This is a genomic window from Paraburkholderia saeva (assembly GCF_907164555.1).
In the GTDB taxonomy this organism is placed as follows: domain Bacteria; phylum Pseudomonadota; class Gammaproteobacteria; order Burkholderiales; family Burkholderiaceae; genus Paraburkholderia; species Paraburkholderia saeva.
The window spans coordinates 512,194-528,755 of sequence record NZ_CAJQZC010000001.1 but is presented as its reverse complement, the minus strand read 5'-3'; the positions used below and the strand labels follow the sequence as shown (position 1 = coordinate 528,755).

Genomic DNA, 16,562 nt, shown 5'->3' with positions numbered 1-16,562 from the left:
TCGCTGCATTCCGGACTTTACTGTCCGGGATATTCGGAACCTTAGCCTGTTTTTCTTGTTGCCGTCTGTCCATACTCTCCTCCTCAAGTTCGACAGACTGCCTGCTCACCGAATCGAAGCAGGTGGCCACGCCATCTCGAGGAAATCATGTCCAGACTCAACCCTGCAGCAAATGTGGACGCCGCCACCGCACGCTTATCCCTTGCGCCGCTGTACTGGCTGGCGCTCGGCACGTTCGCCGTCGGCACCGAAAGCTTCATGATTGCCGGCCTGCTGCCGGACATGGCCGCCGACCTGCACACCAGCATTGTCGCAACGGGCCAGCTTGTCACGGTTTTTGCCCTTGCCTACGCGCTCAGTTCACCTGTACTTACGGCGGTGACCGGTGCGCTCCACCGGCGCACGCTGATGATCCTGTCGCTCTCGGCCTTCGCCGTGGCAAACGTCATGGCCTGGGGCGCCCAGAACTATTGGGAACTGATGGCGGCCCGCATCCTGCTTGCCGCTGCGGCCGGCCTGTATGTTCCCGGCGCCAACGCGCTCGCGGGCGCCATCGCCGGACCCGAGCGACGCGGCACGGCGCTCGCCATCGTCAACGGTGGCATCACGATCGCGGTGGCCTTTGGCGTGCCGCTTGGCGCACTCGTCGGTGACCGGCTCGGCTGGCGCATGACCTTTGCGGGCGTCGCGGCGCTCGCGGCGGCGGCGACAGCGGGTCTCCTGATCGGCCTGCCGCGCACGATCGGCGCAGGATTGCCGACGGCCACCCTGCGCGAACGCATGCAGGTCGCGCGTCAGCCGGTCATCCTGATGACACTGCTCGTCACGACGCTCTGGGCCATGGGCGCCTATACGATCTATACGTACCTCGCGCTCTTCATTGCGAGCACCACGCCGCTGCACGGCGCGCAGATCGGGTACGTGCTGTTCACGTGGGGCGTCGCGGCGGGCATCGGCGTGTTCATCGGCGGCAAGGCAGTGGATCGCCTCGGCCCGGGCCGCGTGATCATCCCCTGCCTCGCCGTGTCGATCGTGGCGTTCTCGCTGATGTCGGCGAGTGGCCACTGGCTGTCGAAAACATGGGCGCTCGTGCCCATTCTGATCGGTGTCGTGGCCTGGGGTATCGCGCACTGGTCGTTTTACCCCGCGCAGCAGGCCGGGCTGATCCATTTCGCGGGGCTGCGCGGCACGCCCATTGCGCTGTCGCTGAATGCTTCGTTCATGTATTTCGGGTTTTCGCTCGGCGCCGCGCTCGGTTCGCTGACGTTGAGTTTCACGTCGGTGAACAACCTCGGCTGGACCGCTGCTGTCTGTGAAGTCGCTGCGCTGATCCTGACAGCGAGCATCGGCAGGCATCTGCTGAGAGCGCAACATCAGGCGATTGCTTCCGCCTCACGCATCGCTACTCCAGGGCGGATTTTTTGCCGCAACCCTTAAGGCTCACCCATGAATCTCCCACACCATACCTTCAGGATTGGCGGCGACATGGAAATCCGGCGGCTCGGATTTGGCGCAATGCGCATCACCGGCCCGGGCATCTGGGGCGCGCCGACCGATCGCGCCGAAGCCATCCGCGTGCTGCGTCGGCTGCCAGAACTCGGCGTGAATTTCATCGACACGGCGGACTCGTATGGCCCAGGCGTTTCGGAAGAACTGATCCGCGAAGCGCTGCATCCGTATGGCGCCGACATGCTCGTGGCGACCAGGGCGGGGCTGGCACGCACAGGTCCCAACCAGTGGATACCACAGGGCCGGCCGGAGTATCTGCTTCAGCAGGCCCACGGCAGCCTGCAACGGCTCGGCGTCGAACAGATCGGCCTGTGGCAGTTACATCGCATTGACCCTGTTGTGCCGCGGGACGAGCAGTTCGGCGCAGTCCGCGAGCTAATCGACACAGGTGTGGTCCGGCACGCCGGGTTGAGCGAAGTCTCGGTAGCCGACATCAAGGCCGCATCTAAACACTTCAAGGTAGCGACCGTGCAGAACCGCTTCAACCTGGGCGACCGCAGCAGCGAAGACGTGCTGGACTATTGCACCGCCCACGGCATCGGCTTTATCCCCTGGTATCCGCTGGCGGCGGGCGAACTGACCCGTGGCGGGTCGCTGCTCGACACGATCGCGCGTCGCCATCAGGCGAGCGTCGGCCAGATCGCGCTCGCGTGGCTGTTGCAACGCAGCCCGGTCATCCTGCCGATACCCGGAACGTAAAAGGTCGCGCATCTGGAAGAAAACGTGGCCGCCAGTGTCGTCACGCTTTCCGATCAGGAATTGACGCTGCTGGATCGCGCAACCGCGCAGCGTCGGCACGGCTAGTTCACATCTGTTCGCAATCCGTCGGAAGGTCGTCGCGCAGGCGTGCTCACGGCAATCCAGCCTGCGTGTCTTCGCCATCACTTGCCAGCGGACTTGCCGGCGGAACCGCGGACTACCCGCCCTGCAGTCGAGGATGCGCGAGAAAGAAACGCATCATTTCGGCACTTGCATCCGGGCCCGTCGGGTCCGTATAGCTGCCGTTCGCATCGCCTCCCGACCATGCGTGCGAGCCGCCATGAATGGTCCACAACTCCGCATCGACGCCGCCACCGGAAACCAGCCGGGAGACCGACCAGGTACGACCGCCCGCGTCGACCCGACGCGCCTCGCGATCGACGCCCCGTTGTGCACCGAAGCCATGCAGGATCCGCGCGGCATTTGCTACGTGAACGGTCGCATCCGCGTCGCCGTGAAAGACGATCATGGGTCGTTGCGGCAGATCTTCGGCGCGCTTCGTATGCAGTGGCGCACCCGGTTGTCTGCCACCCTTCATCGCTGCGAGCGCAGAAGGTAAATCGTGTGCGCAGTGCGCGGGCAGACCAGAATGCACGCCGGCTGCGGCATACAGTTCGGGATACGCGGCAACCATGATTGCCGCCATTGCGCCCCCCGCCGACATGCCGGCGACGTACACGCGCGCAGGATCGACGTGATGGGCCGCGATAATTTCGCGCGTGATGCCTGCGATCAATGACGGTTCGCCACGCTCACGATGCTGATCATCGGGTCTGAACCAGTTCCAGCACTTCGACGGATTGGCCTGACGCGGCTGCACCGGATAGGCCACGAGACATCGATGCCGCTCGGCGAGCGTATTCATCTGCGTGCCCGTTGCGAAATCGTCGGCATTCTGCGTGCAGCCGTGCAACATCACAATCAGCGGCAATGGCTCGCCCGCGTCCCCGGACGGCACGTAAAGCCGATACTGACGGTGACCTGCAGCATTCGAATACGTCAGCGTGCTGAAGTGTCCGCGGTCTTCGACGTCGACATTCGTTTCCCGTGCCGCGGGCGCGAAGGCGTCTTTCGACTTCGATTTCCACGGTGCCTTTGCCTCCGCAAACGGGAATGTGACAGGTGCGTGCGTCTCGTTTCGCGACGCGCCTTCGTTCGTGGTGCCGGCAGTGTCGCCTCGCAGCGCACGCCGGATTGCCTCTGTCGCTTCGGCTGGGCCGCGGTGACGCAGCAAAGCCACTGCCTCGCGCATTGCGTTCAGGAAGCCTTCGTTGGGTTTCATCGCGTGGGTCCGGTTACCGGCATTGTGATTGAGCGTCGCATGGCTAGCGGATTCTGCCGGCGAGCGCTGCCTTGACGGCGGGCGAGGCCTGAAATGCACCCAGTACCACGACGCTTTCGATGGTCGCGAGCGCAAGTTCGGGGGAAACGTCGGCGGCGATGCTGGCCAGCCCCAGCACCTGAATGTTCAGACGCTCGCGCGCGGCGCGAACCGCCTCGAGGTCCTGCCTGGAAAAATGCTGCAGCCCGAGCACGAGCGCCCGACGCGCAACCGTTTCCTGGACGACCTGCGCATGCAGCGCAAGCTGGTTACGGATTGCGGTGCGGATCAGGTCAGTGCGGTTCGAATAAAAACCTTCTTCCACCAGAAGATCGATCTGACCGAGATCGACCGGGCCGAGATTAATCGTAATTTTTTCAGAATCACCACCCCGAGTTCGCGGGGTGGCGACGATCGCTGGATCTTTCATTTTCCATCCTCTTGCCATCCATATGGATGGTTATAGGATGGTCTACGTTGCATTGCAACATGAAAATCAGGGGTCGGAGTGATTTCTCCGCGTCCGGGCCGCCCGGCGGGAGACGGCGACCAGCCAGCCCGCACCTCAGGCTGCCGGTCCAAACCCCGCGCCTTACCTGACTCCCGGACTCACTGCCACCAGTTGCGGCTCGCGCACGCGGTCACCGCTTCGCGCTAGCCAGCACACCACACCCGCCGCGATGATGTCGAACACCGCGAGTACGACGAAGAGCGGGCTGTAACCGACCTGCGTGACCAGCACGCCGAACAGCGCAGTGAACGCCGCAGCGCCCAGGTAGCCGGCCATGCCGCCCATGCCCGTGGCGGTCGCGACTTCGTTCTTGCCGAACATGTCCGACGTGATCGAATACAACGCACCTGACAAGGTCTGGTGAGCGAAGCCGCCGACGCACAGCAGCGCAACAGCCGCGTAAGGACTCGCCACCAGGCCGACACACGCGGGTCCGACCATACAGCACGCACCGAAAACGAAGACCATCTTGCGCGACGTGAACAGCGAGACCTTCGCGTACTTATGGAACAGCGGACTGAGGTACCCTCCCAGCACGCAGCCAATATCCGCAGCCAGAAAGGGCATCCACGCATACAGCGCGATTTCCTTCAGGTTCATGTGCCGCTCGGTCATCATGTACAGCGGAATCCATGCATTGAATGTCTGCCAGGCCGGCTCGGACAGAATCCGTGGAATGCCGATCGCCCAGAAATTGCGGCTTCGGAGCATGGCGGCCCAGCTTCGCCTGGGGGCGCCGTCATCGCTGTGCTTTGCCTCCTGTCCGCTGAGGATGTAGTCCCGTTCAGCGTCGCTTAGCAGCTTCTGATGACGCGGATGCTTGTACAGCAGCATCCACAGCGCGCTCCAGACCACGCCCGCTACACCGACGATCACAAACGCCCATTGCCATTGCCCGTGCAGCAAAGCCCAGACAACCAGCGGCGGTGCGAGCAGCGCCCCGATGGACGAGCCAATGTTGAACCAGCCGATCGCCACCGAACGCTCTTTCGCCGGGAACCACTCGCTTGTCGCCTTCACGCCGGCCGGAATGCCGGCCGCTTCGGCGATGCCAAGGAGGCCGCGAAAAAACGCAAGGCCGCGCCAGTCCGTCGACCACGCCGCCGCCGCGCAGGCCAGAGACCAGGCGAGCGCGAATGCCGCAAAGCCGATCTTGGTGCCGACGGTGTCGAGCAGATAGCCCGCGACCGGTTGCATGAACGCATAGCAAAGCTGCCACGCCACCACGACATGCGCGTACTGCGCAGTGGTCATATGGAGGTCTTTCATCAATGTCGGCGCGGCCACCGAAAGCGTGTTGCGCGCGAGGTAATTGATGATGAGCCCGGCCGCGACCAGGCTGACCATCCACCAGCGGATGCCCTTGATTTTCATGGCTGTGTCTCCTCGAAATCTCTAACTGATCAGATGGGTCGCACGACGGAATCAGCCGGGGTATCGGGGTCGGCATCCTTGCGCGAGTAGTCGAGGCCGACGAAGCTGCCGCCCTGGTAGCGTTGGCCCAGTGCATCAAGCGGGTTCGGCCGTGCGAGGATCTGCGCGGCGTATGCCTCTGCGTTCTGTGTCGGCTGATAACCCAGGCGCCCGGCACCCTCGTTGTCCCACCAGCTGCGTGTGTTGGCGGAGACGCCCCAGACGGTCATGAAGCCCACGTCTTCCGCTTCGATACAACGGTCGAGGAAATGCATCAGGTCGCGATGGCCGAACCAGGTGCTCAGGTGTCGGGGCTCGGTCGGCTGATCGAGGCAACTGCCGATACGCACGCAGATACTCTCGATGCCATGCTTGTCCCAATACATTCTTGCCAGGGCTTCGCCCCACACCTTGCTCAGACCGTAGAAACCGTCCGGCCGCAACGCGCAATCGAGAGCGAGATGTTCGGTGACCGGATACATCCCGATCGCGTGGTTCGAACTGGCGAACACCACGCGCCGCACGCCTTGCCTGCGCGCGCCTTCGTACACCTCGACAAGCGCGCGCAGGTTGTTGTCGATGATCTCGGGCAGAGGACGTTCCACACTCGTGCCAGCGAAATGGATCAGCACGTCGACTCCGTCCAGCAGACGGTCCACGACGGCCGGGTCGCGCAGGTCGCCGTGCATGACGTCCTCGCCTTCCACCAGAGGAACCAGCGGTCTGGAACCCGCGGCCGAACGCAATGCGATGCCACGTTCGATCAACGCAGTCCGCACGACCGAGCCAAGCTGTCCGCCGGCTCCACTCAGGGCAATCTTTTTCATAAGGCTCCTTCAAGTGCCCCCGAATGCTCTAACGACGCTGGCGATAACCAGCAGTCAAGCTGAGGCGGCAACGGTGATTAACCAGCTTTAGTTGTACGATAACGTACTATCTTCCATGCGCCGGCACATTTCAACCAGGCATTTACCCGCATTAAAATAAGGGGTTAGAAGACATTTCACGTGTGGTTAAGTCAGAAATAGACAGATTATTTATATGACGTCGTATCACATAGCTGCCTTTCGAAACGTCGACCGACCACCAGAAAACCGCGTGCGGCGCGATCGGGGGCACAGCGCGGCGTCGATCAATGACGCCTCATAACCACGCCTGGAAGCGCCCTGTTTGCAGACCCGCCCGGCAAGATCCCACTACAATCCAGCACTTCGATCCGACAACCGTGACTAGCGCCATGAATTACCTCCTTGCCTCGACACTCGCGGCGGTCATCGTGACCGCAGGCACAGCCGCGATAGCCGAAACATCCGGGAGCAGCGACGCATCCCGACAGCAGTGCAGCATGGGATACGTCACCGGCGTCGGCGGATCTGCGCAGAGCGTTCGCGAATACCTTGCGACGCCCGAGCGGGACCGATACCGCTACCTCGCGGACAACCCGATCCAGTGCAAGATCTCCGACGAAGGTCGCGCGTCCGGCTGCACCGGCATCACGAACCTTCGACATGAAAAAGTCAGCGTGTACGACGACACCGACAGCGCGACGATGGCGGTCGTCGCACGCGTGGAACTCGACCACGGGACATACCCGATGATCATCGTTGTGCCAAAGCAGGACGTGCAATGCGGCGAGTGAACGCTCGCAGACTCACGCCAATGTCAGCACATACAGGCGGCACATAATCTCCCTCACCTTTTCCAGCCCGGAACGAATGCTCAGTCAGACTGGCGGCCTTGTCCTCTTCGCCGCTCTCCTCCACGCAAGCTGGAACGCGATGCTGCACGGCAACCGCGACCGGTTCCTTTCCATGACGTGGATGAGCATCGCCATCGCGGCGGTCTCCACGCTCGTCATCGTGTTCACGCCGCTGCCGGCCGCTGCGGCCTGGCCATACATCGTCGCTTCGGGGCTCGTGCATATCGTCTACAACATGAGCCTCGTGCGGGCGTATCGCCGCAGCGATCTCGCACAGGCGTATCCGATCGCGCGCGGCTCGTCGCCGCTACTCGTCACGCTCGGTGCGGCGCTCTTCGCGCACGAAGCGATCCCTCCGTTGCACGCGCTCGGGATCGCGATGATCTCGGGTGGCATCATCGCGCTCGCGCTGCAGGGGCGCCACGTGTCGCGCGCGGGCGCGCTCGCTGCGCTGACGACCGGTGCGACGATCGCGCTCTACACCGTGATCGACGGCATCGGCGTACGGTTATCCGGCGGCGAGGCGCTCGCCTACACCGCGTGGATGTTCATGTTCTACTGGCTGATGCCGGTGCTGTTCGTCGCGGTGCGTGGGCTCCCGGCACTCACGACACCCGTATGGGAGGCGCCAATGGCGGTCGGCTCGTCGTTCGCTGGCGGCCTTGTGTCGATCGCAGCGTACGGCATCGTGATCTGGGCGATGCAGTCGGGCGCGATGGGCACGGTTTCGGCGTTGCGCGAGACCAGCGTGGTGTTCGCTGTGCTGATCGGGCGGGTATTTTTGCGGGAAGCGGTCAGTGGAAAACGCTGGCTCGCGTGCCTCGTGGTGACGGCCGGAGCCATCTGTCTGGGCCTGTGACCGGCCGGGTTTCGGTGTGCACCTGATGGGCTGCCTCGCGCGCAACTATCGAAGCGCCTGTGCTGTCACGCCTTGCGGAACTGTGTAGATTCCCTTGTATGCGAGCCGAAAGATGTTTCCGGTGCCGACAGAAGTTGAAGTCGTATCGCGCCGATCGCGAAGATTGACTAACCTTGTTGAACGCAATTCAACCCATGCCGTTACGCTGTTCCTGAAGCACCCGCTGCCGTCGGCGGGCCCCTGAACGAGTCGAGGATCTTCGCCCCATGGCTGACGACACTCCAGAACCGCAAGCCGTCTGCAATCCCATTACGCGCAGCGCCATTTTCCTCGTCGTCACGGTTAAGCCCGGCCGAGAGAACGCAGACACCGTACGCGCGCTATGCGCCGACGTCGAGGCACTGGTGCGTGCGGTCGGCACGCGCGCGCCGCCGGCCAACCTCTCGTGTGTCTGTGGTTTTGGCTCGGACGCATGGGACGCGCTTTTCGGCGCGCCCCGCCCCGCGAACCTTCACGCATTTCGCGAGGTGGGCGAAGGCAAACGACGCGCGATTGCAACGCCCGGGGATATCCTGTTTCACATCCGCGCGGACCACATGGATCTGTGCTTCGAGCTCGCCACGCACCTGATGGCGCGTATGGGTGACGCGGTTTCTGTCGTGGACGAAGTGCACGGGTTTCGTTATTTCGACCTGCGCGACATGGTGGGCTTCGTCGATGGAACGGAAAACCCGCGAGGCCGCGAAGCCGTCGATTTCGCTGTGATCGACGACCAGGAGCCCGAATTCGCGGGTGGCAGCTATGTCATCGTGCAGAAGTATCTGCACGACCTCGTCGCCTGGGATTCACTTCCCGTTGAAGCACAGGAACGGATCATCGGCCGCAAGAAACTGTCCGACGTCGAACTCGCCGACGATGTCAAACCCTCGTCCTCGCACAGTTCACTCACGACGATCGAAAAAGACGGCAAGGAAGTGAAGATCCTGCGTCACAACATGGCATTCGGTCGCCCGGGCGCGGGCGAGTTCGGAACCTACTTCATCGGGTATGCAAGGTCGCCCGAGCCGATCGAGCAGATGCTGGAGAACATGTTTGTCGGCCGGCCACCGGGCAACTACGACCGGCTTCTCGATTACAGCCGCGCCGTCACGGGTGGACTGTTCTTTGTGCCATCGGCCCCGCTGCTGGAAGAACTGGCGGATCGCACGCCTTAGCTGGCGGGCGATGAAGCGGTTCAGGCCGCTTCATCCGCTAGCCGGGAAACACCGCCTGCGGGTGTGGAACACGTTGCTCCTGTACGTCGCGCCATACATCGCGAATCCAGTCGCGCAGCAGCAACGATTCGGCCCAGCGGTCTGTCGTGTCGTTGCCGTCGCGGCCGATGATCGCGTAAGGCCTCGGTCCCAGCTCGCAGGTGAAAGCGAGCGTATCGTCCGCTTCCGCGCGTTCGCACCACGACGTGAAACCGTAACGCCACCAGTCGAGAAACAGGTCCACCCACATCCTGTGCGGCTCGAATGACAGCTCGATCTGAACCTGTTCGCGGCTCGCGACGCGGCCATGAAAAGCCCATGAACTGTCGAGAATGCGGCGCATCAGCGCGTGATTCTCATCAGACACCGGCCATGGAAACTCACGCCCCACGAGGTAATGCGAAATGTCGCCAAGCAGCTTTGTGTGGGGACGCGCGTCGAGCAGATCGAGTGTGAAATGCAGGTCCGTCGTCATGCGGTCGCGATGAGTTTCGATGTACACCGGAAAATCCACCTGCTCTGCAAGACGCGACCATCCGTCGAGCAGCGTCACTGCTTCGGCAATGCTGCGCGGCCGCACATCGGGCTGCAGATCGATGTGATGCACACCCGATTCGGTCGCGTTTTCGAGCACCGGCTGCAGATCATCGATCGTGCGCGGAAAGCATTGACCCTCCGCATCGAGCCCATGCGCGTGACGCAGTGCCGCGAGCCGCCGCACCTCGTCACGGTGCGCGTAGTGCGCGCTGATGCCGTCAAAACCGGCCTCGGCGATCATGCGCAGATTCTCTTCGAGCGATCGCTCGAAGCCATCGCTGTGACGCCGCTCCATCGCCCACATCGACTGGAAAACCAGCAGACGTTGACTCATAATGCCTCCGCCGTCAGCAGCGACTTCAGCTTCGCCGACGGATCCTTCAGCACCGCCGGATCGATGCGTGCGCGGCGGGCGATCAACTCCTGGGCGACGCGTACGTCGCGGGCAACCTCGCTCACCTGGCCGACACCGCTTGCGCCGACCAGCACACCTTCACCGTCGAGCGCAAAGAACAGTCGCGAAGCTGACCCGACCTCGCGCACCACGCTCGTCGTGCCGAACGCAGGCATGCCGGCGATCTGGATCGTCATGTCGTACTGATTCGACCAGAACCAGGGAACCGCCGAATAGGTCTCGCCGTAGTCGAGCATGTTGCGCGCCACGACACGCGCGTGGTCTTCGGCGTTCTTCCAGCACTCGAGCCGAATCCGGCGTCGAAACAGACGATGCGGAAACGAGCACACATCACCGGCAGCGAAGACGTAGGGGTCGTTGGTGCGCAACGTGTCGTCGACCGCAATGCCGTCGGCAACATCGATGCCGGCTGCTTCCGCGAGCGCGGTGCGTGGGGTCACACCGACACCCACGATCACCGCATCGCATTCCAGCGTCGCGCCGTCGGAGAGCTTCAGGCCCGTCACCCGCGATTCGCCCAGAATGCGCTCCACCTGCGTCGCGAAGCGAACATCCACGCTCATCTGACGATGCCGCTCCACCAGATAACCCGCGACGACTTCCGGCACGGCGCGCATCAATGCGCGCGCGGCCGCTTCGATGACGACCACTTCGCAGCCACGCGTGATCGCGGTCGCCGCGATTTCCAGCCCGATAAAGCCAGCGCCGACGATCGCGATGCGTCGCCCCGGGGTGAGTTCGTCGACGATCGACAGCGCATCGGGCACCGCACGCAGCAGATGCACGCCGGCGAGCGTGGCCCCCGGCACGGCGAGCCGGCGCGGCTCGGCGCCTGTTGCGATCAGCAGCCGGTGATAGGACACGCTGCGGCCATCGCCGAGCACCACCTTGCGCTCCGCACGATCGATGCTGCTCACGGGCGCATCGACGCGCAGATCGATACGGTTGTCGCGATAGAACGCGTCATTGAACAGCGCGCACTGTGCGGTGGTTTTCTGGCCGAGCAGCACCGCCTTGGAAAGCGGCGGCCGGTCATACGGTGCCAGGCCCTCGTTGCCGAGGAGCGTGATCTCACCCTCCCAGCCGTTCTCACGTAATGCGTGAGCGGTCCGCGCCCCGCACTGCCCGGCGCCCACAATGACCATCGCGGCATGTTCGGCAGTTTTCATGCGGCATCCTTTTCGGCCGGGGCCGGTACGCCAATCAATACGTTTTTGCCTTCGACGCGCACAGGCCAGGTCTTCAACTTCACGCAGACGGGCGGACTCAGTGGCTTGCCGCTGACGATGTCGAAGCGGCCCTGATGGAGCGGACATTCGATTTCGCCGTTCACGACGAAGCCGTCTGCCAGATGTGCCTGTTCATGCGTGCACCAGCCGTCCGATGCATGAAAGCCCTTCGCGAGCCGGTACAGCGCGTAGCTCGCGCCTTCATGATCGAAACGCAGCACGTCTTCTTCATCGATGTCGTCGGTCGTACACGCGACGACCCACTTCGTGTTGCCGGATTCGACTGTCACGACGCCTCCCACGGAAACAGGCTTTAATGGATTGAAGGTGATGCAGAAGCCCGGGCGATCTCTTTCAGGCACTGGGTTGCGCAGTGAAATTCGCCTGCCCGCCCGATGACGCATCGGGCAACGTGCGTTCGATGACGTGGGTCGGATCGCGGCGCTGCTTCCACAGTGCCGGCACCATCTCGCGATACGTCACGTAGAGGCTCGGGTACGCGGGCGGCAACTGGTCCTTGATGGCATCGTGCAAACGCGGCAGCGCATGGAACGGCACCATCGGCAGCAGATGGTGCTCGAGGTGGTAGTTCATGTTCAGGTACAGAAAGCGAAACACCGGATTGATGTAGACGGTGCGCGTATTGAGCCGGTGATCCTTCACGTTGACGCCGAGCCCGGCGTGTTGTGTGAGGCCCAGCAACTGGTGCAGCCAGCCGCCGTAGAAACGCGGCGTCCAGAGGAACATCAGCGGCAGGAAGCTGTGAAACCCAACCGCGAGAGCGAGCGTCGCGAAGATCACCGCGACATACACGCGTGACGACCAGATCATCTTCGGCTTCTCGCTGGCGGGCAGGAACGCTTCGGTCGCGGCGTCGATCTGGCCGAACGCGTGGCGAACCGTCTTGCGAACCTCGGCGGTCCCACCGACGAGCGCAAAGAAGTCGAGGAGAATCGGCAGCATTTGAGTCGGGCGTGCTACCTGAATCTCCGGATCGCGCCCGGTGAAATAGGTGTGCGTGTGATGCCGTGCGTGGCTCCAGCGCCACCAGTACGCCTCGCGGATCGTCATGAACGACGACAGGTGGTAAAACGCGTCGTTAAGCCAGCGCGTTTTGAACGGAGTGCCATGCGCGAGTTCGTGCCAGCGCGCGTCGCTCGATGAGTAGATCGTGCCGTACACGAAGAACGCCGGCACGGCCCACCAGCTGCCCCAACTGAGCCCCGCAACGACACCCGAAGCGATCAGTAGCACGAGCCACAGCCCGAAATTGCGCAAACCTGGCGCATCGCTGCGCTTCATCAGCGCCTTCAGCACCGTGCGCGGAATGCGCGGTTGATACCACTGCTCACTGATGCGATCGTCGAACGTCTCGTCTGTCAGGCCCGGCGTCGTGTTGCCGGGCGGGGGCGTCGATGACATGTTTGTCTCCTGTCGACCATGCAAGATGGTTGTTTTCTGCCAGTTGAATGCGCTCGCCGCGCGGATAACGCGGCTATGAACGCCGTCTGGCTGGAACAAACAGTACTTGATCGACAACCCGCGATCACGACGAAATTTGATGGTTTTCCCTCAAGCCTCCTGCCTGCGAATGACGGCAAGGGTACCGACTTTGACCAGAGGAATTACCCGGCTTATTGCGCCGGGCCGATGCGCAAGCGGTCCAGCAGCGCGCGACCCTGACGCGTCAGTTGCAGCATGGAGCCCTGGGGCTCCCGCTGCCGTATTTCAACAAGCTCATAACGGCGCAGCGCGAGCACATCCGGGTCGATCGTTTCCAGCCGCCTTTCGGCATCGCCGAGCAACATGAGCGTCGCGAGTTCGTGATGGCTGAGCATCCGGCACCTCCCTGCATCGATAAATGGGCAATGCAGGCATGCTAGACAAACGACACTACATTTGGGCTACGGTTGTGTTTCGGCGTGTTACGTCAAGGGAGAGGGTTCACGCTTCCAACACGCATCCGGATGTCCTTTGACCTTCGATCGCGAGCAGCGCCCGCAACTAGCGAATGCCCGCCCATGCGCGTAGCGCCTTAAAAGCGCGGCCGAACGGCACCCTGGCGTTTCGCCGTGCAGACCAGTGATGATTCGGGAGGCGAACTGCAAGCCAATGGTCGCCCTCGTTCTCGAAGCGGGGCACCTGAAATCGATGCGGCGCTTCAAAGAGGTCGAAATACGCCTCACGATAGTGCTGGATCAACGTGGCCTCGTCGTAGTACGTCTCCATCCACTTTCGCGATGCCAAACCTAGTGCAGTGCGCAGACGCCGGTTCGCCAGCAGTTCCCGCAGCGGCGCCTCCGCTTCTTCCAGCCGCACGTCGACCCAGGGAAGCTCCGTTGCCCCGGTGATTTTCCGCAGTTGACCCTGTACCCGCTGGTCCAGATAACCCACAGTGGGCTTACCCTGCGAGAGCGCTTCAAGCCCGCTCAGGTGATAGTTTCCCGTCACACATTCGTCAATTACAACCGCAGCCCGTTGCTTCGCGCGAAGACATTCGTCGTGCGGCGTATCCACGACGAGATGCAGCTTGCACAATCCTTCACGTTGAAGCTTGCGCAACAGTGCGAGCGTCTGCGGCGCGCCCTTGGTTTCCCATCTCGTCTTCCACGCCGACGTGCGGCCACTTGGCGAAAACATGACGACAGGGAGCCCGTCTTGCGCTTCCATCGGCAGATAGCGCGGATCGTGCAGCGGAATGATATTGGGGACCACGCGCGCAAACGGGTAGTAGCGCTCCGGCCCCTGGGCGATGACAAGCTGCGGTATGTTTTCACTGACGATGCGCGACGCGAGCGCGACGTCGCCCTTTGCCCAGAGATCGGGCGCCGAGTGAAATTGCCGGATTACTTTCTTTTTGCCGAACCTGCCGTGAAACCCGGGCCCGAATGTCTCATCCAGCGAGAAGAACTGGTGGATGTGAATGATATCGGCGGCGGCGATCGCGTCGTGCGCCTCTTCACGTCCGGTCTTCCAGTCGATGTCGACAGCAAACGTGCGTGTCCGGTACGCCGAGCTATTGAACACGATATGACGGGCGCGAATCTCAGTGAGACGGTTAAGCGCCGATACGATATTGCCCGGGCTGCCAGCAACGGGCGTATTGGAGATGTGAACGACATTCATGACAGGTCAGGGTCGCATTCAGGCGGCGGAACGCATTGGGCTCACGGTGGACTGCACAGGGACGAGTGTCCGCCAGTCGATCTTTTCGAAAATGCTGGTGTCGAGCGCACTATCCGGCGAGAGGTTTTTCACGTGTACGCCCATGCTTCGAAGCAACGCCGAGGCACCTCGAAACGAAGGCTCGATGAAGGCTTCGAAATGGGCATCGAGAGAGCTGGGCTGCATGCTCTCCGCCGTTTCGTAGAAGCGCGGTGTACGCTTTGCGTCGAGCAGATCGAGTCCGTGCATGAACACCTTGTCGAAGCCTAGCCAGACAAGTACCTGCAGAGCCGTATAGGCGACCGTCCGGCCGTCCATGACACCGCGTCTCACATTCAGGCTAAAGCCACGCGGTGAGATTTCATCAAACAGTACGGCGTCGGAGCGCGCCTGTGCGTCGAGCAGATCGCGCGCGCGTAGCGAGCGTTTTCCCGCCGGATACAGGATGTCTTCAATCAGGAAGATACGGCAATGGATCTGCTCGAGCGGCAGACACTGCGCTATGTACCAGAGCACGAGCGGCGTGGTGAAGAGCGTGAGGTCCGCTTGAATCACGCGCGCAACGAGATCCGGACGTTTGCGCACAAATCCTGCGTCCACGATGCAATAAAACTCGAAAGGAATGGGGTGCCGGTCCTGTAAGGCAATCGCGCCGTTCACACCCATCACGTGACGAAGATCGAGCGCGTGATAGTCGATATCGTTGACGGACGGCCCGGTCGCAATCAGATGACTTGCAGCAGGTCCCACAACTGAAAGGCTTTGGGCGTTTTGGACTTGAATCTCACGCCCGCCAATTGAAATGCCGGCAAGACAACCGCTGGCGTCGCGCGCTATCGCAACATCGCGCCACAGGCGTTCGTTATGCCGGAACGCGTTGCTGTGAGTCCACCGGTAAAGCAGCTTGAAGAACGTGCCAGACAGCCGCCTGTCGGGCGCCGGCCACGCGTATTTGTCAGCTGCACGCGCATCGCGTCGCGCAGATGTCGTCAACGCCGCCTGATCCCCAGAGATCATTTCATGCCCTGCCCAGAAATGATGGACGAGCCGACAGCGGTCGTCCGAATATGGCGACAGTCTAGTTATTAAAAGGATTACTTCCGTTACCGGAAATATGACCAGAGGTTACGATCGAGAGCCTCTGCAAACAGCGGTAAGGCTGCGTCATGCGCGTGCAGAGAAAACAGGAGACTTTATGGCACGTACGCTGTTCAACCTCGAATCAAGGACGATGCCACTCGCGGTGGCGACGGCAAACGTGAGTGGTCAGGTCTCTTTGACGGACGATGCCCTTCACCTGCCTGCCCATTTGTATTGCTCAACTAGCGTCGCGGCCGCGGCAATCGCCTGATTCCGCCAGCGAATTTCGGATGCGTGGATGACGACGTCTTCGCGCGTCAATGCTTCAGGCGTCCAATGCGCCCGAACGGCTCCAACCGGTAGATAACAGGTTTCCCGATCAATCGCGCCAAACACTTGAAACACCGGCTCGTTTTCAACGCGGGTCCAGATTGCCAACAGGCAGATTACCCGCGCTGCTTCGATGATTCCCAGACGTCCCTCAACAAGATCCTTTGCTCTTGCGTGGATTTTCCGGCAATGCTTTCGCCACAGCGCCTTGTTCTTTATTCCCTCCGGGACGGCAATTTCTTCGCTCATTGCTTCTTTTGAAACCTCGGTTCAAATGTGCGACGATTTTATCGGCAGACTTCTGGTGATTGCCAGGAGAGTTGGCCTCTGAAGTGTCAAGATTTGTCAGCCGCGCTCGCAGGTCAGTGCGCTCAGGCGACTGATACGCAGCTCTTCCGCTGTTCGCCGCCTGCACGCTGCGTCGCGCATTCTCGTCGCGCTGACGATTTGTGCTGTAGTCTTTCAATCACTCGTTGTTCACA

Annotated in this window: 17 protein-coding genes; 5 read left to right on the top strand and 12 right to left on the bottom strand. The window is 62.0% G+C overall.

Translation table 11 applies throughout. The features are described 5' to 3' along the window. The first annotated feature begins 147 nt into the window (after positions 1-147). Positions 148-1,437: an MFS transporter gene (locus LPA36_RS02365; RefSeq protein ID WP_228874542.1), complete on the top strand. Its 1,290-nt coding sequence runs from the start codon at positions 148-150 to the stop codon at positions 1,435-1,437. Between the two features lie 9 nt (positions 1,438-1,446). Next, positions 1,447-2,208 carry an aldo/keto reductase gene (locus tag LPA36_RS02360; RefSeq protein ID WP_228874541.1) on the top strand — a complete coding sequence of 254 codons (762 nt, stop codon included), beginning with the start codon at positions 1,447-1,449 and terminating at the stop codon, positions 2,206-2,208. A 217-nt stretch (positions 2,209-2,425) separates the two neighbouring features. On the opposite strand, the gene LPA36_RS02355 is transcribed toward LPA36_RS02360, so the two are convergent. The 4 genes from LPA36_RS02355 to LPA36_RS02340 form a co-directional block, all read right to left on the bottom strand. Next, the gene (locus LPA36_RS02355; RefSeq protein ID WP_228874540.1) at positions 2,426-3,550 is read right to left on the bottom strand and encodes an extracellular catalytic domain type 1 short-chain-length polyhydroxyalkanoate depolymerase; all 1,125 of its coding nucleotides are present in this window, start codon (positions 3,548-3,550) and stop codon (positions 2,426-2,428) included. A gap of 43 nt (positions 3,551-3,593) precedes the next feature. Then, entirely contained in the window at positions 3,594-4,019 is a 426-nt protein-coding gene (locus LPA36_RS02350) for a CopG family transcriptional regulator (protein ID WP_228874539.1), read from the bottom strand. A gap of 162 nt (positions 4,020-4,181) precedes the next feature. After that, the gene (locus tag LPA36_RS02345; protein ID WP_228874538.1) at positions 4,182-5,474 is read right to left on the bottom strand and encodes an MFS transporter; all 1,293 of its coding nucleotides are present in this window, start codon (positions 5,472-5,474) and stop codon (positions 4,182-4,184) included. 29 nt (positions 5,475-5,503) lie between these two features. Then, on the bottom strand, positions 5,504-6,340 hold the full coding sequence (locus tag LPA36_RS02340) for an NAD-dependent epimerase/dehydratase family protein (protein WP_228874537.1): 837 nt from the start codon (positions 6,338-6,340) through the stop codon (positions 5,504-5,506). 410 nt (positions 6,341-6,750) lie between these two features. Here LPA36_RS02340 and LPA36_RS02335 point away from each other — a divergent pair, with 410 nt between their 5' ends. The 3 genes from LPA36_RS02335 (at position 6,751) to LPA36_RS02325 (ending at position 9,285) form a co-directional block, all read left to right on the top strand. After that, positions 6,751-7,152: a hypothetical protein gene (locus tag LPA36_RS02335; protein WP_228874536.1), complete on the top strand. Its 402-nt coding sequence runs from the start codon at positions 6,751-6,753 to the stop codon at positions 7,150-7,152. Positions 7,153-7,228: 76 nt separating this feature from the next. After that, positions 7,229-8,071 (top strand): DMT family transporter, encoded by an 843-nt coding sequence (locus LPA36_RS02330; protein WP_228874535.1) that lies wholly within the window; start codon positions 7,229-7,231, stop codon positions 8,069-8,071. A gap of 266 nt (positions 8,072-8,337) precedes the next feature. Continuing rightward, positions 8,338-9,285, top strand: a complete 948-nt coding sequence (locus LPA36_RS02325; protein WP_228874534.1) for a Dyp-type peroxidase — start codon at positions 8,338-8,340, stop codon at positions 9,283-9,285. A gap of 37 nt (positions 9,286-9,322) precedes the next feature. Here LPA36_RS02325 and LPA36_RS02320 read toward each other — a convergent pair whose 3' ends face one another. The 8 genes from LPA36_RS02320 to LPA36_RS02285 form a co-directional block, all read right to left on the bottom strand. Beyond that, positions 9,323-10,195 (bottom strand): sugar phosphate isomerase/epimerase family protein, encoded by an 873-nt coding sequence (locus LPA36_RS02320; protein WP_228874533.1) that lies wholly within the window; start codon positions 10,193-10,195, stop codon positions 9,323-9,325. Further along, positions 10,192-11,445 (bottom strand): NAD(P)/FAD-dependent oxidoreductase, encoded by a 1,254-nt coding sequence (locus tag LPA36_RS02315; protein ID WP_228874532.1) that lies wholly within the window; start codon positions 11,443-11,445, stop codon positions 10,192-10,194. The genes LPA36_RS02320 and LPA36_RS02315 overlap by 4 nt, the downstream gene beginning before the upstream one ends. Further along, positions 11,442-11,795, bottom strand: a complete 354-nt coding sequence (locus LPA36_RS02310) for a non-heme iron oxygenase ferredoxin subunit (RefSeq protein ID WP_228874531.1) — start codon at positions 11,793-11,795, stop codon at positions 11,442-11,444. Before LPA36_RS02310 ends, LPA36_RS02315 begins: the two co-directional genes overlap by 4 nt. A 64-nt stretch (positions 11,796-11,859) precedes the next feature. Then, a complete protein-coding gene (locus tag LPA36_RS02305) occupies positions 11,860-12,927 on the bottom strand; it encodes a fatty acid desaturase family protein (RefSeq protein ID WP_228874530.1) in 1,068 nt (355 codons plus the stop codon). 212 nt (positions 12,928-13,139) lie between these two features. Then, positions 13,140-13,343 carry a hypothetical protein gene (locus tag LPA36_RS02300; RefSeq protein WP_228874529.1) on the bottom strand — a complete coding sequence of 68 codons (204 nt, stop codon included), beginning with the start codon at positions 13,341-13,343 and terminating at the stop codon, positions 13,140-13,142. Between the two features lie 166 nt (positions 13,344-13,509). Then, positions 13,510-14,631: a glycosyltransferase gene (locus LPA36_RS02295; RefSeq protein WP_228874528.1), complete on the bottom strand. Its 1,122-nt coding sequence runs from the start codon at positions 14,629-14,631 to the stop codon at positions 13,510-13,512. A gap of 18 nt (positions 14,632-14,649) precedes the next feature. Then, positions 14,650-15,330, bottom strand: coding sequence for a hypothetical protein (locus LPA36_RS02290; protein WP_228874527.1), 681 nt, complete (start codon positions 15,328-15,330; stop codon positions 14,650-14,652). A gap of 633 nt (positions 15,331-15,963) precedes the next feature. Continuing rightward, the gene (locus LPA36_RS02285; protein ID WP_228874526.1) at positions 15,964-16,329 is read right to left on the bottom strand and encodes a hypothetical protein; all 366 of its coding nucleotides are present in this window, start codon (positions 16,327-16,329) and stop codon (positions 15,964-15,966) included. Positions 16,330-16,562: the final 233 nt, after the last annotated feature.

What these genes read in the sequence shown, in the direction of transcription:
- LPA36_RS02365 (WP_228874542.1), top strand. Translation starts at nt 148, where the DNA reads ATGTCCAGACTCAACCCTGCAGCAAATGTGGACGCCGCCACCGCACGC.
- LPA36_RS02360 (WP_228874541.1), top strand. Translation starts at nt 1,447, where the DNA reads ATGAATCTCCCACACCATACCTTCAGGATTGGCGGCGACATGGAAATC.
- LPA36_RS02355 (WP_228874540.1), bottom strand. Translation starts at nt 3,550, where the DNA reads ATGAAACCCAACGAAGGCTTCCTGAACGCAATGCGCGAGGCAGTGGCT.
- LPA36_RS02350 (WP_228874539.1), bottom strand. Translation starts at nt 4,019, where the DNA reads ATGAAAGATCCAGCGATCGTCGCCACCCCGCGAACTCGGGGTGGTGAT.
- LPA36_RS02345 (WP_228874538.1), bottom strand. Translation starts at nt 5,474, where the DNA reads ATGAAAATCAAGGGCATCCGCTGGTGGATGGTCAGCCTGGTCGCGGCC.
- LPA36_RS02340 (WP_228874537.1), bottom strand. Translation starts at nt 6,340, where the DNA reads ATGAAAAAGATTGCCCTGAGTGGAGCCGGCGGACAGCTTGGCTCGGTC.
- LPA36_RS02335 (WP_228874536.1), top strand. Translation starts at nt 6,751, where the DNA reads ATGAATTACCTCCTTGCCTCGACACTCGCGGCGGTCATCGTGACCGCA.
- LPA36_RS02330 (WP_228874535.1), top strand. Translation starts at nt 7,229, where the DNA reads ATGCTCAGTCAGACTGGCGGCCTTGTCCTCTTCGCCGCTCTCCTCCAC.
- LPA36_RS02325 (WP_228874534.1), top strand. Translation starts at nt 8,338, where the DNA reads ATGGCTGACGACACTCCAGAACCGCAAGCCGTCTGCAATCCCATTACG.
- LPA36_RS02320 (WP_228874533.1), bottom strand. Translation starts at nt 10,195, where the DNA reads ATGAGTCAACGTCTGCTGGTTTTCCAGTCGATGTGGGCGATGGAGCGG.
- LPA36_RS02315 (WP_228874532.1), bottom strand. Translation starts at nt 11,445, where the DNA reads ATGAAAACTGCCGAACATGCCGCGATGGTCATTGTGGGCGCCGGGCAG.
- LPA36_RS02305 (WP_228874530.1), bottom strand. Translation starts at nt 12,927, where the DNA reads ATGTCATCGACGCCCCCGCCCGGCAACACGACGCCGGGCCTGACAGAC.
- LPA36_RS02300 (WP_228874529.1), bottom strand. Translation starts at nt 13,343, where the DNA reads ATGCTCAGCCATCACGAACTCGCGACGCTCATGTTGCTCGGCGATGCC.
- LPA36_RS02295 (WP_228874528.1), bottom strand. Translation starts at nt 14,631, where the DNA reads ATGAATGTCGTTCACATCTCCAATACGCCCGTTGCTGGCAGCCCGGGC.
- LPA36_RS02285 (WP_228874526.1), bottom strand. Translation starts at nt 16,329, where the DNA reads ATGAGCGAAGAAATTGCCGTCCCGGAGGGAATAAAGAACAAGGCGCTG.